Below are 21,596 nucleotides of genomic sequence, written 5' to 3' on the forward strand. Positions count from 1 at the left end.
TTTTTGTACCGCATCGGTACCAAAGTGGAATTATGAGCCGACTGTAGAACGCGTTCCAGTACCGGTCAATGTCGGTCAGCGCGCGGACCGATTCGGTGCCCGGCCACCGAGCTCGGCCGTGACCGCGTCCGCCACGCCGACCAGGGCCAGTCCCCTGCGTTCGATCTCGGCGCCGCTGATCGACCCGCCGACGTCGAGGGTGAGCACCATCGACTGCCCACCGTCCGCGTCATAGGTCGGCGCAGCGATGAGGCTGACCGGATACTCCGAGTCCGCCGCGGTCTCACGCCCGAGATAGACCCGTTCACCGAGACTCGAGACCATCTCACCCACCAGTTCGCGCAGTTCGGCGGGGAGCGTGCGATCGGCGGCCCCGGCCATCAGCGAGAACAGCCGGCGACCCGTCGGCGTGAGCCGCTCGACGAGATATCCGGAGTCCCGGCAGTCGTCGACGACGCGGCGGAGCAGATCGTGGTCCAGAACCACCGGGAACGCCGGATCACGTCGCAGCCAGCGCGCGAACTCGTCGTCGTGGCTCCACAGGACGTACATCAGCCCCACCGGTGGCGCGAAGGGGTACACCTGCCCCACCCTGGCCGCGGCACGACCGGCCTCGGCCCCGGGCGGCGGCGCGACCTCGAGGATCATCACCTGGTCCCCGACCACGGCGGACGCGGTGCACACCGAACCGAATTCGCGGGCGAGCGCGTCGAGATGCGGGCGGACGATCGACCCGACCGCGAACCCTCGCTGCGCCGCCCGCCCCGCCGCGATCAGCGCCGGGCCGAGCCCGTAGCGGGCGTCGGGATCACGAGTGAGATACCCGCCGCCGACGAGCGCGGTGAGGATGCCGAGGCAGGTCGGCTTGCTGATCCCGAGGTCGCGGGCGAGCTCGGAGAGCCCGAACCGGCTGTCGGGCCGGGCAACGAGATGGTCGAGCACCTGGATCACCCGCTCGGTCGGGGGTGAGCGACGCCCGGTCACACTGTCCGGCTCGGCGGCCATTGACCACTCCTTAGAACACGTTCTATGGTCGGAGCACAATTCTCCTACCACTTAGGTACATATTTGTACCACCAGCACGCGAGGAGCGGGAGCGTGACAGATCAACTGGGTGCGACGGCGCCGTCCACGGCCACCAGCACACTGACGGGGCCGCTGACGGACGCGATCGCCGAAGCCGAGGCGCTCGTTGCCGCGGCGCCCCACATCCGTTCGGAGCAGGACCTGCTCGAGGGCTACCAGTACCTGGCGGGCGGGATCCTGGCCTGCACGCACGCGGCATGGGCGACCGAGAAGACCCACCCGAGTTTCATCCAGGGCACCGGGCCGTACACGAAGATGGGCCTCGACAACCCCGACACGCTGTACTTCGGCACACGCGTCAACGACGACGCCGAGTACGTCGTCACCGGCGTCCGCGGCAGCACCTGCGATCTGAGCTTCCAGGTACTCAGCGGCAACTACACCGACTCGAACGTCCCCGGCAGCGAGTCCGCCTTCGACGACCGTGCCATCGACATCGACTCGGACGGGCACTTCGAGGTGCGCTTCGGCCCGGCACAGGCGGACGGGTCGCCGTACGGCGGTGGCCGGCGCAACCACTTCACTCTCGCCCCCGGGGCGTCCCAGCTGGTGGTGCGCGAGGTGTACAGCGACTGGTCCCAGCGGCGCGGATCGATCCGTGTCGAACGGGTGGACCGCATCGGCGTCGCCTTCGACCCGCTGACGCCCGAGGAGACGGCGAAGCGCTTCGCGCGCGCGGGCAAGGCCCTCGTCAGCCGGGTCAAGACGTGGCTGCAGTTCCCGGAGTGGTTCTACCTCAAGCTGCCGGTGAACACGATGACGGCGCCGCGGCCGACGCCGGGCGGACTGGCCACCCAGTTCTCCTCGGTGGGTCACTACGACCTCGGCGACGATCAGGCGATGATCATCACCGTCCCGAAATCCGATGCGCCGTATCAGGGTTTCCAGCTCGGCAGCATGTGGTACATCTCCCTCGACTACACCGGGCACCAGACGTCTCTCAATCACAACCAGGCCCAGGTCGACCCGGACGGAATGATCCGCATGGTGATCTCGGAGCGCAATCCCGGGATCACCAACTGGATCGAGACCGTCGGGCACCCCCGCGGCATCCTGCAGTTCCGCTGGCAGCGGACCTCCCGCGACCTGACCCCCGAGGACGGTCCCACCGTCGAGGTGGTCGGCATCGACGAGGTCGCCGCGAAACTCCCCTTCCACGACCAGAACCGGATCACCGACGAGGACTGGGCCGCGCGCATCGGAGCCCGTCAGGCTGCGATCGCCGACCGGATGCTCGGCTAGACAACACGACTCGACAGAAACCAGACAAGGACAAGCATGTCTTCACTTCTGCAGGACAAGATCGTCGTCATCTCCGGTGTCGGCCCGGCACTCGGCCGTACGCTGGCGCTGCGCTGCGCCGAGGCGGGCGCCGACCTGGTGCTCGCGGCGCGCACCCAGTCGCGCCTGGACGAGGTCGCGAAGGAGGTCGCCGACCTCGGCCGCCGCGCGGTGACCGTCGCCACCGACATCACCGACCAGGCCTCCGTGGAGAACCTCGTCGCCGCCACCGAAGACGCGTACGGCCGGGCCGACGTGCTCATCAACAACGCCTTCTCGGTTCCGTCGATGAAGCCGTTGGAGCGCACCGACTTCCAGCACATGCGGGATGCGGTCGAACTGACGGTGTTCGGCGCACTGCGCATGATCCAGCTGTTCACCCCGGCGCTGGAAGCGTCGAAGGGCGCCGTGGTGAACGTGAACTCGATGGTGCTGCGGCACTCGCAGGAGCGTTACGGCAGCTACAAGATGGCCAAGTCCGCACTGCTCTCGGTCTCGCAGTCGCTCGCGACGGAATTGGGCCCCAAGGGCATTCGGATCAACTCGGTCGCACCCGGCTACATCTGGGGCGACACGCTGCAGCAGTACTTCGCGCACCAGGCGAACAAGTACGGCACGACCGTCGAGCAGATCTACGAGCACACCGCGGCGAGCACCGACCTCAAGCGCCTGCCCACCACCGACGAGGTGTCGGATGCGGTGATCTTCCTGGCGTCCCCGATGGCGAGCGGCGTGACGGGGCAGTGCCTCGACGTCAACTGCGGCGAATTCCACCACTAGAGGATCCGGGACACATGACAGACAGCACCGAACGCACCACGGTCGGCACCGTCGAGGACCTGCACGCCTCGGCCACGAAGATGACCGGCATGACCGACTTCGGCGTCGACGACTACACCGAGGCCCTCGGAGTCCTGCTCGACTCGTACGCCCGGGACGAGGACCTGACGCCGTTCGGCAGCAAGATCTCCCGCGTGTTCCTGCGGGGCGCCCTCGTCGCGCGACTGCTGTCCGAGGCGGCGTGGAAGGCGAATCCCGAGCACGCCGACGTCGCGATCGAACGCCCGATCTTCGTCACCGGATTGCCCCGCACCGGCACCACCGCCCTGCATCGCCTGCTCACCGTCGATCCTGCGCATCAGGGGCTGGAGATGTGGCTGACGGAGATGCCGCAGCCCCGACCCCCGCGGGACACCTGGGAGTCGAACCCGGTGTTCCAGGGCATCGAGTCGCAGTTCAGCAAGCACCACATCGAGCATCCCGAGTTCATGGGCGTGCACTACATGTCGGCCGCGGAGGTCGAGGAGTGCTGGCAGTTGCTCCGGCAGACGTTCAAGTCGGTCTCGTACGAGTGCCTGGCGAATCTGCCGACGTACTCGAAGTGGCTCGAAGGCCAGGACTGGACGAACGCCTACGCGCGGCACAAGAAGAACCTGCAGCTGATCGGCCTGCCCGACCAGGATCGGCGCTGGGTGCTCAAGAACCCGAGCCACCTGTTCGCGCTCGACGAGTTGATGGCGGTGTACCCGGACGCGTTGATCGTCCAGACCCACCGTCCGCCGAGGACGATCATGGCGTCGACGTGCAGCCTGGCGGAGCAGGCCACCGAGGGCTGGTCGAACACCTTCAAGGGTGACGTGATCGGCCGCGGTCAGCTCGAACTGTGGGCGCGTGGACTGGAGACGTTCACCGCGGCGCGCTCGAAGTACGACCCGGCGCAGTTCGTCGACGTCGACTTCGGCGACTTCCACGCCGATCCGCTCGGCACTGTCGAGGGCATCTACTCGAGCTTCGGGATGTCGCTGAGTTCGGCGGCGCAGCAGAACATGGAGGCCCTGCACGCGGAGTCCCAGACGGGTGACCGCAAGCCGGTGCACCGCTACACGCTCGAGGAGTACGGCCTCACGGCCGAGGAAGTGGACGAGCGCTTCGGCGTCTGATCCCACCCGCCAGAAGGTGAGGGGAACCCTTGACCGGTCCGCCCGGTCGAGGGTTCCCCTCACCCGTCGGTGGCCGCCGTTTCAAGATCAAAAAATTGGGTTAGCCTAGCCTTCCCCTGTGCGCCGTCATTAGTGTAGCCTCACCTGAGGAAGCAGGGTTGGAGGATCACGACGATGTACGTCTGCGTATGTGAGGGCACCACCGAGGAAGTGGTGCACCAGTGCATCTCGGCCGGCGCGAGCACGCCCAAGCACGTTGCGATGGGCTGCGGCGCGGGGCGTGGGCGCGGCTGCGGCCTGTGCCGCGACCGCATCAAGTCGATGATCGAACAGCACTATTCCGCCGTGGAATGCAACCCGGAACCGATCAGCGCCTAGGAGCGACACCAGACCGAGACGACGCGCGCGAGAATTACACCGTGTGAAACCACCCGGTGAGGGTTAGGCTGATTTGACTTCCAGCCCACCCCCATCGGAGGTGTCATGCGCGGCGACGACGAGGTCATTGCTCTGCTCAACGAGCAGCTGACAAGCGAACTCACGGCCATCAACCAGTACTTCCTTCATTCGAAGATGCAGGCGAACTGGGGCCTCACCAAGATTGCGGAGAAGACTCGTCAGGAGTCCTTCGAGGAGATGCAGCACGCGGAGATCCTCACGGACCGCATCCTCATGCTCGAGGCGCTGCCGAACTACCAGCGCATCCTCCCCCTCCGGATCGGCCAAACCATCCGAGAGCAGTTCACCTCCGACCTCGCGATCGAAGTCGAGGTCGTCGAACGGCTCCGCCCCGGCATCACGCTGTGCCGAGAGAAGGGCGACCACACCACGGCGGGCATCTTCGAGCGAATCCTCGCCGAGGAGGAGGACCACGTCGACTACCTCGAAACCCAGCTGGAACTGATCGACAAGCTCGGTGAGCAGCTGTACCTGGCCCAACTGGTAGACCAGCCCCCGTCGGCAGGGTAGTTCGAGACCACTCGAGCCCGGCAGGTCGGTGACCTGCCGGGCTCGTCGAGCGGATGACGGGATTCGAACCCGTGTGAACGGCTTTGCAGGCCGGTGCCTGACCACTCAGCCACACCCGCATCACCGATGACAGTGCCGGATCGCCGCGCCTGCCGCGAGGGTTGCGCTCAGCGTGATTCGAACTCTCAGCTGCGATGTGTCGCGAGCAGCGCACTGAACCCGGCGGCGAGCAGCGCGAACGCCACCGAACAGGCCGCGAAGGCGGTGCTGCCGAGGCTCGTGAATCCGAGGATCGTGGTACCTGCGCCCGTGCCGATGTAGAGCACCGAGTTGTTCCACGACACCGCAGGCGCCCGGCGTTCCGCCATCACCGTCGTCAGGTACACCTGCGCGGTACTGAAGAAGCCGGTGCCGGAGAAGAACGACAGCACGAAGCCGGCCAGCGCGAGTTGCCATGTTGTGGCGGTCGTCGCGACACCGAGCCCGACCGCCATGAGCAGACCCCAGCCGACGGTGAGAACCGAGACGTGCCGACCGGCCGAGGTCCATCGGTCGATCAGTGGCCCCGACACCAGCGACCCGATGAGCGACCCCACCCCGACGACCATGCCGACGAGTCCGAGCACGCTGGTTCCGAACCCGAACCGGGTGGAGAACAGCGCACCCGCGTAGGCGTACGTGCCGAGCCGTGCGGCCTGGACGAAGAAGTTGCCGGCCATGATCGTGCGGAACACCCCGACCCGCCACAGCGTGAGCGACGACGCGAGCGCGGCGAACGGACTCTTCCGGGTACGGGCCGCCGGGACCGATTCGCGCAGCCGCAAGGCGATCAGGCTGCCTGCCACCACGAGTCCCACCGCGACGGCCGCGAAGGCGAACCTCCAGCTCAGCGCTGCCGCGGCAACCGTCGCGAGCGGCACCCCGACGATCTGTCCGCCCGCGTACGCTGCGGTGCCGCCCGCGATGGCGCGACCGCGTTGCCGCGGTGCCGCAGTTTCGGCGAGGTATGCCCACATGGCCGGACCGACGAGCGCACCCCCGATGCCGCCGACGGCGCGGGCGGCGAGCAGCCAGCCGAGTCCCGGCGACAACGCGCACAGCATCTCCCCGACCGCGAACACGGCGACGCCGGCCAGGATCACCCGCTTGCGGGGCAGGTGTTCGGTGAGCGCCCCGAGCACCGGGCTCGCGACCGCGTAGGCCAGGCCGAACACCGTCACCACCCAGGCCGTCGACGCGATCGTGGTCCCGAAGTCCGCGGAGATCGTCGGCAGCAGCGGCGACGCGAGAAAGAGTTCCGCACCCATCAGGAAGAACACGGCCTGGATCAGGGCGTGCTGAGCCCAGGGCGTACGCGTGTCACTCAACTGCTTACCTCCGCAAAGGAAGGTACCCCGGCGACCTCGTGGGATGATGGCGGGCATGCCGTCACAACCGTTGCCGCTCGACCCCATCGAGGAAGCCCACCGCCAGTGGGAAGCTCACGGCTGGGGCGACGTCGCCGACGGCATGGCGGCCGTGACGTCGGTGATGCGCGCACAGCAGATCATGATCGCCCGCGTCGAGGAGGTCCTCAAGCCGACCGGGCTGACATTCTCGCGCTACGAATTGCTCGCCCTGCTGACCTTCACCCGGACCGGTGCCCTGCCGATGGCGAAGGCCAGTGCGCGGCTGCAGGTTCACCCGACCTCGGTGACGAACGCGGTCGACCGGCTGGAGAAGGCCGGCCTGGTCCGACGTGTCCCCCACCCCAGTGACCGGCGAGCCACGCTGGTCGAGATCACCCAGGAGGGACGGGATTTGGCGGTCGAGGCCACCGAACTCCTGAACAGCAAGGTGTTCGCGAACCCCGGCCTGCCCGCGGAGAAGCTCGACACCCTGGTTCGCATCCTCGCGGAACTGCGCCGGGACGCAGGCGACTTCGACACCGGCGACGCCCCCACCAGGTGGTGACCCACCCTCCCGCCTGAACATAGGCGCTCCCTAACGATCCGTGCGGCGTCACGTCTTTGCCGACGGCAACGGTCCGGTGGTCGACTGGGGTGCGGGCGCGGTGGCGCTCCGCAGTCAGCGACGAGGAGCGTGATGTGACCGGCCTGCATCTTCCCGAACGTGTGCGCGCCCGCGCGGCGGACGCACCGACCGCGCCGGCAGTCAGCGACGGCGATCGCACCCTGACGAACGCCGAGTTCGACGCGAGCACCACCCGGCTCGCGTCCGCGCTCGCGTCCGTCGCGGCGCCGCGGGGCCGGGTCGGAGGCCTGCTCCGAATGGGTGTCGAGGGCGCCGAGACGTTCGTCGCCTCCGCCAAGGCGGGGCTGGTGTTCGTCCCACTGAACTGGCGTCTGAACCCCGACGAGGCGGCCGCCATCGCGGTCGACGCCGAGCTCGACGTCCTGATCGCGGACCCCGAGTTCGCCGCCGCGGCCGGCGCGATCGTCGCGGCGTTGCCGACGCTGCGGGTGGTGGTCCTCGGACCCGATCCCCATGTGGTGCCCGAGGCGCGCACCTGGGGCGACTTCGTCGCGACCGGCGACGGCGTCGACCCCGGGCACGGCTCCGATCTGGATGCCGAAGTCCTGCAGCTGTACACGTCGGGGACAACGGGTCGTCCGAAAGGTGTTGTGTCGACGCATCGCAACCTGCACAACGACCCCGAGGGCCTGACGATCTATCACTTCGGCGCCGATTCGGTTGCGCTGGACGCCATGCCGCTGTTCCACATCGCGGGCGCGGGTTTCCTGAGCACGTGCCTGTCCGCGGGGGTACACGTGGTGCTGCTGGGCGAGTTCTCGCCGTCGGCCGTCGCGGCCCTGATCGAGCGGCATCGCATCACGCATGCGTTTCTCGTCCCGACGACGATCGCCGCGATCCTCGACCTCCCCGACCTCGCGGACCACGACCTGTCGAGCCTTCGGGTCGTCGCCTACGGATCCTCGCCGATCACGCCTGCGCTGCTCCGGCGGGCCATCGACGTCCTGAAATGCGGATTCGTGCAGCGGTACGGGATGACGGAGACGACGGGGTCGGTGACGGCGCTGCCCGTCGAGGACCACGACCCGACCGGTGACCGCGCGGGCCTGCTGCGTTCGGCGGGCCGGGCGATGCCGGGGACCGAGGTCGAGATCCGCGACCTGGTCACCGGCGAGCGTCTGCCGGCAGGCGAGACCGGCGAGATCGTGTGCCGGTCCCGCAACAACGTGGCCGGCTACTGGCGGCGCGGCGACGACGGACTCTTCACCGACGACGGATTCCTGCGCACCGGCGATGCCGGGCATCTCGACGAGAACGGCTACCTGTTCGTGACGGACCGGGTGAAGGACATGATCATCACCGGCGGCGAGAACGTGTATCCCGTCGAGGTCGAGGCCGTGCTCGCCGAGCATCCGGCGGTGGCGGAGGTCGCGGTCGTCGGGGTGCCGGATGCGCGCTGGGGCGAGTCGGTGACCGCCGTGGTGCGACTGGTCGAGGACGAGAAGTCTCCCACGGAAGCCGAACTCGTCGCGTTCACGACGGCTCGCCTGGCGTCGTACAAGAAGCCGCGGCGCATCCATTTCGTCACCGCACTGCCGCGCAATGCGAGCGGGAAGGTACTCAAGAAGTCGCTGCGCGAATCCCTCGGTGCCAGGAGCGGATCGTGACCGCCCCGGCCGTGGTCGGCACCGCGCAGCGGGAATCGTGGCTGCGGGGTGTCCTGCCGCCCGTGGAGCAGGTGCGCCCCGGACTGTGGTCGATTCCCGTGCCGATGCCGCGAAACCCGTTGCGGTACGTGCTCGTCTACGCCCTCGCCCTCGACGAGGGCCTGGCGCTGATCGACGTCGGGTGGGATGCCGAGGAATCGTGGCAGGCCCTCGTCGACGGCATCCGCGCGACCGGGCACGACATCACCGAGGTGCGGTACGCGGCGATCACACACCTGCATCCCGATCACTTCGGGCTCGCACCGCGTCTGCGCGCGGTCAGTGGCGCGACGCTGGCGATGCACGCCGCGGACGCGACCCTGCTCGGGCACCACGCCCCGACCGATCAGTCGCACACCGAGGAGGCCTGGGCTCGGCAACTCACACGCCTCGGAGCGCCGCGTCCGGTGATCGACGCCGACCCCGTCGACCTGGTTCGGTTCGGTCCGGGCGAATCGGTGGACGTCGTCCTCGGGGACGGTGACGCCCTCGGCCTGCCGGGATGGAACCTGCGGGCGCTGTGGACGCCGGGCCACACGGCCGGGCACCTGTGCTTCGTCGACGACGCGGCCGGTGTGCTCCTGAGCGGTGACCACATGCTGCCGCGGATCAGTCCGAACATCTCCACCGTGCCAGGCGAGTTGGAGCATCCACTGCACCGCTATCTGCTCTCGCTCGCCGCGACGGCGACCCTGCCCGACCACGAGGTGCTTCCCGCGCACGAATACCGTTTCAGCGGTCTCGCGGACCGGGCCCGCGGCCTGCTCGGACATCACGAGGAGCGGTTCGCCGAGATCCTGGCGGATGTGCACGCACACCCGGAGTCGACCACCTGGGAGGTGACCACCCGGATCACCTGGTCGCGACCCTTCGACGAGATGCGCCCTCGGCTGCACCGACTCGCGGTGCGCGAAACCGACGCCCATCTGCTCGTCCTCGCGGATCGCGGCGAGGTCCACCGAACCGGGTGCGCCCCGGACCGGTGGACCACGGCGGCTCCCGTTCCCGCACCGTGACGGGGGACGAGAGCAGCCGGCCGCGGCGTGCACGCCCGTAGACTGACCGGGTGGACCTGCACCTCGTGACCTACTTCGTCGCCGTCGTCGATCACGGTGGAATCACGAAGGCCGCTCGGTCCCTGTACATTTCGCAGCCGTCACTGTCCCAGGCGATCCGCACCCTCGAGCGTCGACTGGGCACCACCCTGTTCGACAGGTCGGGACGACGGCTGGAACTCACGGAGGACGGCAGACGACTCGACGTGGCCGCCAGACGCATCCTCGCCGACGTGGATCGAGCGAAGGCGACGGTCGCCGCGGTCCGCGAGCTGGAATCGGGGCGGGTGGACGTGGTGACGTACTCCGCGTTCTCCCTCGACCCGCTCGTCGACCTCATCAGCCGATTCCGCTTGCGGTACCCGGGGATTCTGGTGAACGTCGTCGACGCCGAAGGGCCCGCGGCGGTGCACACCGCGTTGCGTCGCGGTGTGGCCGAAGTGGGCGTGACGGACCTGTCGGTCGAGTACCCGGGAATGGTGACCATCCCGCTCGCGGAGCAGGAACTGGCCCTCGCCATGCACCGCGACATCGCCGCCGCACTTCCGAACCCTCTTCCCCGCGAACGGATTCGAGACGTGCCACTGATCGTCGACCTCAGCGACACGGCGTCGTCGATGCGGGTCGGGTCCCTCGTCGGCGACGGCGCACCCAACGTCGTGGTGGACTGCGCGCACCCGATGGCGGCGTCGGAGCTGATGCTGCGCGGCACCGGGGCGATCTTCGCGTCGAGCCGAATCCCGCAGGGGCAGTCCGCCGACGTGGCACTGCTGACCTTCGAGCCTCCCCTGCGCAGGCCGATCGGCCTGGTCCTGCGGTCCGGCGAGCCGTCGCCCGCGGCGGCGGCCTTCGTCACCACGTCCACTGCCAGCCCCCTGGAGGTGTGACCGGTGGACTTCCGCCAGCTCGAGTACTTCCTCGCCGTCGTCGAACGCGACGGCATCAACGGCGCCGCCGCCGGGCTCGGTGTCGCGCAGCCGACGGTGTCGCAGTCGCTCCGTGGGCTCGAACGTGAACTCGGCGTGCAATTGTTCCACCGCATCGGACGGGGCATGGTCCTCACCGCGGCGGGACGCAGCCTCGTCGGTCCGAGCCGGCAGGTGCTGCGCGACGTCGTCGCCGCGCGGGACACGCTCACCGGCGGGTCCGCGGAACTCACGGGCCGACTCGACGTGATGGCCTTCCCCGCGCTCGCCACCGGGACGATCGTCGACCTGGTGGCTCGCTTCCGTGCCGAGCACCCGAAGGTGACCGTCCAGCTGTCCGAGCTGCGGGACGAATCCGCGTCCGCGACCGTGATCCGGGACGGGCACAGCGAGTTCGTGGTGGCGCACCTGCCCTTCGACGGCCACGACAGCCTCGAGGTCGTCGAACTCGGCGAGCAGGAGTTCTGGCTCGTGTACCCGGCGGGTACACGGCTTCCGGAGGGCGCGGTGAAACTCTCGGAGCTACCGGACATTCCGATGGTGTTCGTACCGCGCGGCGGGTCACTGGGCGACACCATCGAGGAGGCGATCCGCGACGCCGGCGCTCGCCCGCCACTGGCGGTGCTGATCGAACACCGGGAGGCCCGACTGCCGCTCGTCCTGGCGGGTGTCGGTGGGTCCTTGATGGAGCGGTGTGTTGCCGAGTCGGTCCGCGACCGCGCAGTGGTGCGACCCTGCGACCCCAGCTTCACCCGGGCGTTCGCGTTGGCGTTCGACCCGGCCACCCTCTCGCCCGTGGGCAGGGCCTTCGTCGACTTCGTCCGCGCCGCACCACCCGATCTCTGACAAGAGACCGGTACCGGACGGCGCCCGGTACCGGTCCACTGTCAGTGCGCGACCGTCTCCTGCAATCTCGCCCGCAGATCCGTCTTGAGCACCTTGCCCGCTGCCGACGTCGGCAGCGCATCGATCACCACGATGTCGCGAATCTTCTTGTACGGCAGCACCTGTTGCGCCACGAACGCCATCAACTCCGCGACATCGACCGCGACACCGGGCACCGCGACGACGAACGCGACGGGCTCCTCCCCCACCGCTCCTGCGCCGCGCCCGATCACCGCCGCGGTCGACACCGCCGGATGGGTGGCCAGGATCTCCTCCAGCTCGCGCGGATACACGTTGTAGCCCTTGTAGATCAGCATGTCCTTCGCACGATCGCAGATGTAGAGGTAGCCGTCGGAGTCCCGGTACGCGATGTCGCCGGTGTCCAGCCAGCCGTCCACGAACTGCTGCGCCGTGATCTCGGGGTGCCCCAGGTAGCCGCCGGTCACCTGGGGTCCGCGCACCCACAGCGCGCCGCGCTCGCCTGCGACCAGCTCGGTGCCCGGGTCGTCCTGGGCACGGATCTGCACCTCGGTGTCGAACACCGGCAGCCCCACACTGCCGAGCCGGTACGCGGTGCCGACGCCGAGCGGGGCGGCGGTCACGACACACGTGGCCTCGGTCAACCCGTAGCCCTCGGTGACGCGGGCCTGTGGAAACGCCACCGACAGCGCTTCGAGGGTCACCCGGTCGATGGGAGCGGCGCCCGACGCGACTACGCGAACCGAGGTGGTGTCGCGACGGGCGGCGTCGGGGTGCGTGGCGAGGGTGTGCCACATCGCGGGGCTACCCGTGACGTAGCTGGCCCGATGCCGTTCGATCAGCTCGAGCATCCGGGCCGGATCGAAGCGGCCCGCCATCACCTGGGTGACGCCGCACAGCAGCAGGAACGACGCGTTGATCAACGCGTGAGCGTGGAACAGCGGCGACACGACGATCGTGCTCCCGACGCCCGGCGTCACCCCGTGGACCTCCAGGTCGGGGATCGGCAGGAGGTCGACGAGGCCCCCGTCGGTGCGCACCACCGCCTGGCCGGCCCGCCACCCACACATCTGGGTGACGTTGGCGACCACGTTGCGATGCAGTACCCGAACCCCCTTGGAGATGCCGGTGGTGCCACCGGTGAACGCGATGTGGGCGACGTCGTCGCCTCTCACCCGCACCGGTGTGAACACGGTCTGGCGGCCGTCGAGGAACCGGTCGAAGCCGATGATGCCGACGCCCGTGTCCTCGGGCGAGCCCCCGACCAGGACGACGGTGCCGACGGTCGTTCCCACGGCCGCGGACCGGAGCGTGCCGAGCTGCGGCGGCTGCGTGACAGCGACGACCGCCGACGTCTCCTCGATCTGCCTGCGCAACCCCGGTTCGGGCTGCAACGGGTTGACGAGCGTGACGGTCGCCCCCGCACGGAGCGTTCCGTAATAGGCGACGAAGAACTCGATCCCGTTGCCCAGGTGCAGCAACACGACATCGCCTGCCTGCACACCGGCGGCGACGAGGCCCCCGGCGAACTGCGCGGACCACTCGTCGAGCTCCCGGTACGAGCAGGATCGGTCACCGTCGACGACGGCGGCGCGGTCACCGTGGACAGCCGCCATGCTCGGTGCCCACACCGCCATCGACACATCCGGGTAGGTCAAGTGGAGCCCGGCGAAGGTGTTCGCATCCATTGCGTGATTCGTTCCTTGTCTGAAGTGTGCGGTCAGAGCAGTTCGAGGATCGTCGCGTTCGCCAGTCCACCCGCCTCGCACATCGTCTGGAGCCCGTAGCGAATCCCGTTGTCCCGCATGTGATGCGCCAGCCTCGCCATGAGGATGGCGCCGGAACCGCCGAGCGGGTGCCCAACAGCGATCGCGCCACCGAGGGGATTGAGCCGGTCGGCGGCGGCGCCCGTTTCGATCTGCCACGCCATCGGGACCGGCGCGAACGCCTCGTTCACCTCGAACGCACCGATGTCGTCGATGCCGAGGCCGGCTCGCGTCAGCGCCTTGGCCGTCGCGGCGATCGGACCGGTGAGCATGATGACGGGGTCGTCGCCCGCGACGACAGCGGTGTGGATGCGTGCGATCGGCGTCCAGCCCCGCGATGCCGCGTACTCGCTGGTGGTGATGAGCAGTGCGCCGGCGCCGTCGGAGATCTGCGAGGAGTTCCCGGCGTGGATCACCCCGTTCTCCTTGAAGACGGTTCGCAGCGTGCCGAGAGATTCGAGTGTGCCGCCGCGGCGGATGCCCTCGTCCTGCGTGAGGCCGGCGATCGGCACGAGCTGCGCCTCGAACGCACCGGCCGCCGTCGCGGCGTCGGCGAGTTCGTGCGACCGCAACGAGTACTCGTCGAGCGCGGTTCGCGACAGCCCCCACTTCTCGGCCATCATCTCGGCGCCGGTGCCCTGGCTGAATCCCTCGACGCCGTACCGGTCCAGAACCGACGCCGGGAAGTGCTCGCCGTTCCTACTGGCGGAGCCCATCGGGACCCGCGTCATCATCTCGACACCGCCTGCCACCACGACGTCGTACTGCCCGGACATCACGGTCGCCGCGGCGAACGACACCGCCTGCTGGCTGGAACCGCACGCCCGGGTGAGGGTGGTGCCAGGCACCGACTCGGGCCACCCCGCGGCGAGGACCGCAGTGCGGGCGACGTTGCCCGCCTGCTCACCGGTCTGACTGACGCAGCCCCACACGACGTCGTCGACGAGTTGCGGGTCGATCCCCGAGCGCGCGGCGAGCGCCGTCAGGACGTGCGCCGACAGGTCGGCGGGATGAACGTCGGCAAGGGCGCCTCCCCGACGGCCGATGGGTGTGCGGACTGCATCGACGATGACGGCATCGCGCATGGCTACCTCCAGAACTGGAATGGACGGCCGACCTGACCTGGCCTCGACTTCGAGTCGATCACGTGCCCGGCCGTCGGACAAAGACTTTCGGTGGATACCACCGACAGCCGGACACTATGTCGGTCAGGCGAGGTGGCGAATCCGGGCACGGTCGCGATCGGGGTTCGCGAAGACCAGCACCAGGACCGCGGCGATCGCCGCGAGAACACCGATCGACTGGAACGCCATCGCGTAGCCGTCGGCCTTCGAGGCGGCGTTGTCGACGACGATGCCCGTCGTGTACGGCGCGACGAGGCCGCCGATCGCCATCAGCGCGAGGAAGACGCCCATCGTTCCCGCGATCTGCTGCGGCGGGCACAGCTCTGAGATGGCGGCGTTGACGAGGGGGAACACGATCGCGCCGAAGCCGTATCCGACGGACAGCGTCAGCACCGCCACGATGGGCGCGTCGATCATCGGGAGCATGGTGAGTACGCCACCGCAGATCAGCACACCGACGCAGGGAACGATGATGCGGACGACGCGGGACTTCGCTCCGCGCTGGATCATTCGGTCGGTGACGGCACCGGAGACGATCATCAGCACCAGCCCGATGATCGAGGGCAGCGCGAACATGGAGCCGGCCTGCAGCGCCGAGTAGCCGAGACCCACCTCGAAGTACGACGGCAGCCACGTCAGCACCACGGTGGTGAGCGCGTACACGACCATCACCAGGAAGGCACAGCTGAGGAATGTTCCGCTGACGAAGATGGACCGCCACGGAACGCTCGGTTCGGATTCGACGGTCACCGGCTCACCTTCGGTCACCGGTTCCGCGTCCGCCTTGATCGACTTGGCGGTGAACGGCCCCTCGGACCACCCGGTCAGCCACACCACCACCCAGGCCGCGCCGAGCAATGACAGCGAGACGATCGCCGCGCGCCACCCCCACTGGACGGTGACGTAGGCGAGAACGGGGGCGAGTGCGATCTTGGCGACCGACGCGGATCCGACGAGGAACGCACCGGGGAGCCCGCGCTTGGCCGGCGCGTGCCACGAGTAGGTGGCCGTGTGCATGAGCGCCGAGCTCGGGCCTTCCGCGAGGCCGAGCAGCATGCGGCAGACGATGAGCATGACCAGGCTCGCCGACACCACCAGCGGCAGCATCACGACGGACCACGTGACGCCGAGCACGAGCAACGCCCACCGCAGTGTCAGGTATTTGTTCATCGGTCCGGCGAGGAAGCCGCCGATCGTGAACGTGAGGAAGAACAGTGAGCCGACGAGTCCGATCTGGGCCGAGGTGAGGCCGAGTTCGCGCGCCAGCGGCTGCGCGATGATGCCGAGCACCGCCTTGTCGGCGTAGTTGACGACGTAGAGGAAGACGACCAGTCCGGTCATCCCCCAAGCCCGCTTGCTGCTGACGAGTGAGGTGGCCGCGGTGCCGACGGAGGAGGCCGGTCGACCGGGTGCCAGATTGCCTGTTGTCACGAGAATCCTTCGAAGTCGAGGACGTGGACGGACGCGCTGAGGAGGTGGGGGTGGTCGGCGTGGGCGCCACACTCGCCGACCACTCCATTCAAGGTGACCCAGATCACTCCCGCAATCCGCACTTGGTGAACCGTTCGATAGCCGAAACCTATGCAGACCCGGTATGGGCGGACGCAGTCATTGGCTACCGCGATGAGTGCCATAGCCGATCGGTCCTGGTACCGGAACACCACGCGAGGCATGCTGATGCCGAGCGCGCCCCGCGACACCGCACCACCCGGACCCGAACAGGAGATTCCCGTGCAACGAACCATCTTCGGCGAGGACCACGAAGCATTCCGCAAGACCATTCGTGAGTTCATCGCCAAGGAGGTCGTACCCGTTCACCACGACTGGGAGGTCGACGGCCACCCTCCGCGCGACTTCTACCGCCGCCTCGGCGATCTCGGCATCCTGGGCATCCAGACCCCAGAGGAATACGGCGGTGGCGGCGAAGCGAGCATCAAGTTCAACGTGGTTGTCGCGGAGGAGGTTGCGGCCGCAGGAGCGTCGTTCGGCAGCTACTCGGTGCACAGCAATCTGATCCTGCCGTACCTCGTCGAGCACGCGACCGAGGAGCAGAAGCAGCGTTGGCTCCCCGGATTCGCGTCCGGCGACCTGATGTTCGCGATCGCGATGACGGAGCCGGGCACCGGGTCGGACCTCGCGAACATCGCGACGGCCGCGAAGCTGTCCGACGACAGCAGCCACTACGTCCTGAGCGGCGCAAAGACCTTCATCACCGGCGGCGCACTCGCCGACCGGATCCTGGTGGTGTGCCGTACCGCGGCCAGCACCCCCGAGGACCGGCGCGCCGGCCTGACGATCCTCGTCGTCGACACCGCGTCCGAGGGTTTCGCGGTGGGCCGCAAGATCGAGAAGATCGGCCTCAAGACCTCCGACACGGCCGAACTGTCCTTCACCGACGTCAAGGTTCCCGTCACCGACCGGCTCGGTGAGGAGGGTGCCGCGTTCTCGTACCTGACGCACAACCTCGCGCAGGAACGGCTGACGATCGCGTTCGGCGCGGCGGCCACCGCGACCGCCGCGATGTCGCACGCCATCGCTTACGTCAAGGAGCGCACCGTGTTCGGCAAGCCGGTGGCGGCGTTCCAGAACACGAAGTTCGTGCTCGCCGAGTGTGCCACCGAGGTGCAGGCGATCCAGCTGATGGTCGACCGCGCCATCGAACTGCACGATGCCGGCGAACTCACCGTCGCCGACGCCGCGAAGGCGAAGCTGTTCTGCACGGAGGCCGCCGGACGCGTCATCGACAAGTGCCTGCAGTTGCACGGCGGCTACGGCTACGTCACCGAGTACCCGATCGCGCGCCTCTACGCCGACACCCGGGTCACCCGGATCTTCGGCGGCACCAGCGAGGTCATGAAGACGATCATCGCGAAGGATCTCGGTCTCTGATCCGTGGTACGGAAACGGCGGCAGCGCTGTCCGGGCACCCCGAACCGAGAGCCCGGACGCGACGAGGGTCCGCGAAGCAAGCGCTCCGCGGACCCTCGTCGCGTACTGCAGAGGAACGTCAGCCGTTCACGAACTTGGGGGCACGCTTCTCGACGAACGCCGCCATGCCTTCCTTCTGGTCGGCGGTCGCGAACGTCGAATGGAACACGCGCCGTTCGAACTTCACGCCCTCGGCCAGCGTGGTCTCGAAGGACCGGTTGACGGCTTCCTTCGCCATCCGCGCGATCGGCAGCGACATCGACGCGATGGTGGTGGCGGCCTCCAGCGCAACGGTCTGCAGTTCCGCGACCGGAACGACGCGGGCGACGAGTCCGGCGCGCTCGGCTTCCTCGGCGTCCATGTTGCGTCCGGTCAGGCACAGGTCCATCGCCTTCGCCTTGCCGACGGCGCGGGTGAGGCGCTGCGATCCGCCGATGCCGGGGATGACACCGAGCTTGATCTCCGGCTGACCGAACTTGGCGGTGTCCGAGGCGATGATGAAGTCGCACAACATCGCCAGTTCACAGCCGCCGCCGAGCGCGTAGCCCGACACCGCGGCGATGATCGGGGTGCGTACCGACGAGAGACGATCCCACTGGGAGAAGAGATCTTCCGCGTAGACCTCGGCGAAGGTCTTGGGCTGCATCTCCTTGATGTCGGCGCCCGCCGCGAAGGCCCGCTCCGACCCGGTGAGCAGGATCGCGCCGATCTCGGTGTCCGCGTCGAACGCCTCGACCGCGGCGACCACCTCGGCCATCAACTGGCTGTTCAGCGCGTTGAGCGCCTTCGGCCGGTTCAGCGTGACGACGCCGACGCGACCCTTTCGCTCGGTCAGGATGGTTTCGTACTCGCTCACTTGTTTCCCTCGGATCGGGTGCGGATGTCGTTGACGATGGCGGAGAAGTCCAGTCCCCCATTGCCTTCGGTGTTGAAGCGGTGATAGAGCTCGGCCGCACGCAGACCGAGGCCGTCCTCGACCCCGTTGGCACGCAGCGCGTTCGACGCCAGGCCGAGGTCCTTGTCCATCAGCGCAGCCGCGAAGCCCGGCTGGTAGTCGTTGTTGGCGGGGCTGGTCGGCAGCGGCCCGGGCACGGGGCAGTAGCTGGTCAGGGACCAGCACTGACCGGACGCGTTGGACGCGACGTCGAAGAGCGCCTGGTTCGTCAGACCCAGCTTCTCGCCGAGCACGAACGCCTCGCTCACGGCGATCATCGAGATGCCGAGGATCATGTTGTTGCAGATCTTCGCGGCCTGCCCGACACCGGAACCACCGCAGTGCACGACCTTCGCGCCCATGACGTCGAGCAGGGGCCTGGCGGAGTCGAAGTCGGCCTCGCTGCCGCCGACCATGAACGCCAACGTGCCCGCAGCCGCACCCGCGACACCGCCCGAAACGGGTGCGTCGACGGCCCTGTGCCCGGCCGCGTGCGCCTTGTCCGCGGCGGCCTTGGCGTCAGCCACGTCGATGGTCGAGCTGTCCACGAACAGAGTGTTCGCCTTGGCCAACGGCAGGATCTCACCGTAGAGGTCGAGGACCAGTTTGCCGTTCGGCAGCATCGTGATCACCACGTCGGCATCCGCGACGGCGGCGACGGCGGTGTCGGCGACGGTGAGTCCGTCCTTGAACGCCTGTTCCTGTGCCGCGGGGACGGGATCGAACCCGGTGACGTCGTAGCCCGCCTTGACCAGGTTCGCGGCCATCGGGCCACCCATGTGGCCGAGACCGAGGAACGCGACGGTGGGAAGTGTGCTCATGGTCGGACCCCTTCGAGGTCGGGTGCGGCGAGCCCGAGGTCGAGGTCGCCGAGCGGCTGGAAGTAGCGGTCCACGTCGGCCGCGGTGACATCGGCCAGGGTGGCGGGTGCCCACTGCGGGTTGCGGTCCTTGTCGATGACCTGCGCCCGGATGCCCTCGACCAGGTCGTGGGATGCGAGAGCGGCGACGGAGACCCGGAACTCCTCGTTGAGTACCTCTTCGAGGCTGCCGAGTTCCCGTGCCTGACGGAGCGAGCGCAGCGTGACCTTGAGCGCGACCGGCGACTTGCCGAGGATCTGGTCGGCGGCCTTCGCGGCCTCCGGCACGTCGGCGGCCTGCAACCGGGCGACGATCTCCTCGACGGTGTCGGCGGAGTACGCCGCGTCGATCCAGGACCGCTGCGCGAGCAGCGGCGATTCGGGTGCGGGCTGGGCGAACCGGGCGAGAGCGTCCTCGACCGAGACGGACGCGAGCGCGGCCACGAACTCCGGCAGCGACTCGGACGGCACGAAGTGGTCGGCGAAGCCGAGCGCGATCGCGTCACCCGCGTTCAGTCGCCCGGTCGTCAGGGCGATGTGGGTGCCGATCTCGCCGGGCGTGCGAGAGAGCAGGTGAGTGCCGCCGACGTCGGGCACGAAGCCGATGCCCGTCTCCGGCATCGCGATCGTCGACCGCTCGGTGACGACGCGGACACTGCCGTGCGCGGAGATGCCGACACCACCGCCCATGACGATGCCGTCCATGATCGCGACGTACGCCTTCGGGTACCGGCCGATCGCGGCGTTGAGGACGTACTCGTCACGCCAGAACTCGCGCGACCCGGTGCCGCCGAACTTGGCGTCGTCGTGGATCGCGACGATGTCGCCGCCCGCGCACAGTCCGCGCTCGCCGGCACCGTCGACGACGACGGCCGTGACGGTGGGATCCGCCTCCCACTCGAGGAGCGCAGCGGCCATCGTCCGCACCATCGCGTGGTTGAGGGCGTTGATCGCCTTCGGCCGGTTCAGGGTCAGTCGCCCGACCCCACCGGACCGTGTGACGAGAACTTCCTGTTCGTCGGCCTGGCTCATACGGTTCCACCCTTTCCCGCAATGACACTGCGGGCGATGACCACCCGCATGATTTCGTTCGTGCCCTCGAGGATCTGGTGCACACGCAGATCCCGGACGATCTTCTCCAGACCGTACTCGGAAAGGTAGCCGTAGCCACCGTGCATCTGCAGGCCCCGGTTCGCGACCTCGAAACCGGTGTCGGTGGCGAATCGCTTCGCCATCGCACACAGTTCGACCTTGTCCGCGGCGTCGGAGTCGAGCGCGTCCGCCGCCCGCCACAGCAGGGTGCGGGCCGCTTCGAGCTCGGTGCGCATGTCCGCGAGCTGGAACTGAAGAGCCTGCGAATTCACCAGCGGCGCACCGAACGCGCGACGCTCACCGAGATACGCGACGGCCTTCTCCAGTGCCGCCTGCGCACCGCCCACCGAGCACGCCGCGATGTTGAGACGACCGCCGTTGAGCCCCGCCATCGCGATGCGGAATCCGTTGCCCTCACCGCCGAGCAGGTTCGCCGCGGGCACCCGGACGGCGTCCATGATCACCTGGCGTGTCGGCTGGGCGTTCCAGCCCATCTTCTTCTCGTTCGCGCCGAACGAGAGTCCGTCGGAGTCCTTCGGAACGATGAACGCCGACACCCCGCGCGCACCGGAGTCCCCGGTCCGCGCCATGACCACGTACACGTCGGAGGCGCCCGCACCGGAGATGAACTGCTTGACACCGGTGAGCAGATAGTCGTCGCCGTCGCGGACCGCCTTCGTCGACAGGGCCGCGGCGTCCGATCCGGCTCCCGGCTCGGTCAGGCAGTAGCTGCCGAGCCGTTCCATCGAGCACAGGTCGGGCAGCCACTGGTGGCGCTGCTCGTCGGTGCCGTAGGTGTCGATCATCCACGCCACCATGTTGTGGATGGAGATGTACGCGGCGATCGACGGGTCACCGGTCGCGAGCTGCTCGAAGATGCGAACCGAGTCGAGCCGCCGCAGACCCGAGCCGCCCACGTCCTCGCGGATGTAGATGCCGCCCATGCCGAGCGCGGCGGCCTTGCGCAGCACGTCCACCGGGAAGTGCTTGGTCTGGTCCCACTCGATGGCGTTGGGAGCCAGGTACTCGTCGGCGAAGTCGCGGGCGGTGTCGCTGATCGCCCGCTCGTCGTCGGTGAGGGTGAACATCGAT

Annotated in this window: 20 protein-coding genes and 1 tRNA gene; 11 read left to right on the forward strand and 10 right to left on the reverse strand. The window is 68.5% G+C overall.

The annotated features are described in order from the left end of the window. Window positions 1–75: 75 nt before the first annotated feature. Window positions 76–1,005, reverse strand: a complete 930-nt coding sequence (locus tag FFS72_RS20950) for a helix-turn-helix domain-containing protein (RefSeq protein ID WP_137875745.1) — start codon at window positions 1,003–1,005, stop codon at window positions 76–78. A 141-nt stretch (window positions 1,006–1,146) separates the two neighbouring features. Between FFS72_RS20950 and FFS72_RS20955 the strand changes: the two genes are divergently transcribed. The 5 genes from FFS72_RS20955 to bfr all read left to right on the forward strand — a co-directional run bounded on the left by FFS72_RS20955 (window position 1,147) and on the right by bfr (window position 5,276). After that, on the forward strand, window positions 1,147–2,328 hold the full coding sequence (locus FFS72_RS20955) for a hypothetical protein (RefSeq protein WP_137875766.1): 1,182 nt from the start codon (window positions 1,147–1,149) through the stop codon (window positions 2,326–2,328). Window positions 2,329–2,364: 36 nt separating this feature from the next. Next, a complete protein-coding gene (locus tag FFS72_RS20960) occupies window positions 2,365–3,147 on the forward strand; it encodes an SDR family oxidoreductase (protein ID WP_050063329.1) in 783 nt (260 codons plus the stop codon). A gap of 14 nt (window positions 3,148–3,161) precedes the next feature. Next, a complete protein-coding gene (locus tag FFS72_RS20965; protein ID WP_137875746.1) occupies window positions 3,162–4,307 on the forward strand; it encodes a sulfotransferase family protein in 1,146 nt (381 codons plus the stop codon). 174 nt (window positions 4,308–4,481) lie between these two features. Next, complete coding sequence (locus FFS72_RS20970; protein WP_137875747.1) at window positions 4,482–4,685, forward strand: (2Fe-2S)-binding protein; 204 nt, start codon at window positions 4,482–4,484, stop codon at window positions 4,683–4,685. Window positions 4,686–4,790: 105 nt separating this feature from the next. Next, the gene (gene bfr, locus FFS72_RS20975; RefSeq protein WP_050063326.1) at window positions 4,791–5,276 is read left to right on the forward strand and encodes a bacterioferritin; all 486 of its coding nucleotides are present in this window, start codon (window positions 4,791–4,793) and stop codon (window positions 5,274–5,276) included. Between the two features lie 48 nt (window positions 5,277–5,324). Here the strand turns inward: bfr and FFS72_RS20980 are convergent. Next, a tRNA-Cys gene (locus tag FFS72_RS20980) sits at window positions 5,325–5,395 on the reverse strand. A gap of 66 nt (window positions 5,396–5,461) precedes the next feature. After that, window positions 5,462–6,643, reverse strand: a complete 1,182-nt coding sequence (locus tag FFS72_RS20985; protein WP_249353434.1) for an MFS transporter — start codon at window positions 6,641–6,643, stop codon at window positions 5,462–5,464. Between the two features lie 55 nt (window positions 6,644–6,698). Between FFS72_RS20985 and FFS72_RS20990 the strand changes: the two genes are divergently transcribed. The 5 genes from FFS72_RS20990 to FFS72_RS21010 all read left to right on the forward strand — a co-directional run bounded on the left by FFS72_RS20990 (window position 6,699) and on the right by FFS72_RS21010 (window position 11,783). Next, the gene (locus FFS72_RS20990; RefSeq protein ID WP_050063325.1) at window positions 6,699–7,229 is read left to right on the forward strand and encodes a MarR family winged helix-turn-helix transcriptional regulator; all 531 of its coding nucleotides are present in this window, start codon (window positions 6,699–6,701) and stop codon (window positions 7,227–7,229) included. A gap of 134 nt (window positions 7,230–7,363) precedes the next feature. Continuing rightward, a complete protein-coding gene (locus FFS72_RS20995) occupies window positions 7,364–8,917 on the forward strand; it encodes an AMP-binding protein (protein WP_137875749.1) in 1,554 nt (517 codons plus the stop codon). Further along, window positions 8,914–9,972: an MBL fold metallo-hydrolase gene (locus tag FFS72_RS21000; RefSeq protein ID WP_137875750.1), complete on the forward strand. Its 1,059-nt coding sequence runs from the start codon at window positions 8,914–8,916 to the stop codon at window positions 9,970–9,972. Before FFS72_RS20995 ends, FFS72_RS21000 begins: the two co-directional genes overlap by 4 nt. Before the next feature lie 50 nt (window positions 9,973–10,022). Then, window positions 10,023–10,898, forward strand: coding sequence for a LysR family transcriptional regulator (locus FFS72_RS21005; protein ID WP_137875751.1), 876 nt, complete (start codon window positions 10,023–10,025; stop codon window positions 10,896–10,898). Window positions 10,899–10,901: 3 nt separating this feature from the next. After that, entirely contained in the window at window positions 10,902–11,783 is an 882-nt protein-coding gene (locus tag FFS72_RS21010; RefSeq protein WP_137875752.1) for a LysR family transcriptional regulator, read from the forward strand. 41 nt (window positions 11,784–11,824) lie between these two features. On the opposite strand, the gene FFS72_RS21015 is transcribed toward FFS72_RS21010, so the two are convergent. The 3 genes from FFS72_RS21015 to FFS72_RS21025 form a co-directional block, all read right to left on the reverse strand. Then, entirely contained in the window at window positions 11,825–13,489 is a 1,665-nt protein-coding gene (locus tag FFS72_RS21015) for a class I adenylate-forming enzyme family protein (protein ID WP_137875753.1), read from the reverse strand. Between the two features lie 32 nt (window positions 13,490–13,521). After that, window positions 13,522–14,652 (reverse strand): thiolase family protein, encoded by a 1,131-nt coding sequence (locus FFS72_RS21020; protein WP_137875754.1) that lies wholly within the window; start codon window positions 14,650–14,652, stop codon window positions 13,522–13,524. Window positions 14,653–14,775: 123 nt separating this feature from the next. Then, window positions 14,776–16,122, reverse strand: coding sequence for an MFS transporter (locus tag FFS72_RS21025; protein ID WP_137875755.1), 1,347 nt, complete (start codon window positions 16,120–16,122; stop codon window positions 14,776–14,778). 300 nt (window positions 16,123–16,422) lie between these two features. Between FFS72_RS21025 and FFS72_RS21030 the strand changes: the two genes are divergently transcribed. Beyond that, on the forward strand, window positions 16,423–17,580 hold the full coding sequence (locus FFS72_RS21030; RefSeq protein WP_137875767.1) for an acyl-CoA dehydrogenase family protein: 1,158 nt from the start codon (window positions 16,423–16,425) through the stop codon (window positions 17,578–17,580). 118 nt (window positions 17,581–17,698) lie between these two features. Here the strand turns inward: FFS72_RS21030 and FFS72_RS21035 are convergent, their stop codons facing one another. Genes FFS72_RS21035 through FFS72_RS21050 form a run of 4 tightly spaced genes read right to left on the reverse strand, consistent with a single transcriptional unit; the run spans window position 17,699 to window position 21,592 of the window. Then, window positions 17,699–18,475 carry an enoyl-CoA hydratase gene (locus tag FFS72_RS21035; RefSeq protein WP_137875756.1) on the reverse strand — a complete coding sequence of 259 codons (777 nt, stop codon included), beginning with the start codon at window positions 18,473–18,475 and terminating at the stop codon, window positions 17,699–17,701. Further along, a complete protein-coding gene (gene mmsB / locus FFS72_RS21040) occupies window positions 18,472–19,374 on the reverse strand; it encodes a 3-hydroxyisobutyrate dehydrogenase (RefSeq protein WP_137875757.1) in 903 nt (300 codons plus the stop codon). Before mmsB ends, FFS72_RS21035 begins: the two co-directional genes overlap by 4 nt. Further along, entirely contained in the window at window positions 19,371–20,444 is a 1,074-nt protein-coding gene (locus FFS72_RS21045) for an enoyl-CoA hydratase/isomerase family protein (protein ID WP_137875758.1), read from the reverse strand. Before FFS72_RS21045 ends, mmsB begins: the two co-directional genes overlap by 4 nt. Further along, window positions 20,441–21,592, reverse strand: coding sequence for an acyl-CoA dehydrogenase family protein (locus FFS72_RS21050; protein WP_137875759.1), 1,152 nt, complete (start codon window positions 21,590–21,592; stop codon window positions 20,441–20,443). Before FFS72_RS21050 ends, FFS72_RS21045 begins: the two co-directional genes overlap by 4 nt. Window positions 21,593–21,596: the final 4 nt, after the last annotated feature.

The organism is Rhodococcus sp. Q (assembly GCF_005503035.1).
Classification (GTDB): domain Bacteria; phylum Actinomycetota; class Actinomycetes; order Mycobacteriales; family Mycobacteriaceae; genus Rhodococcus_G.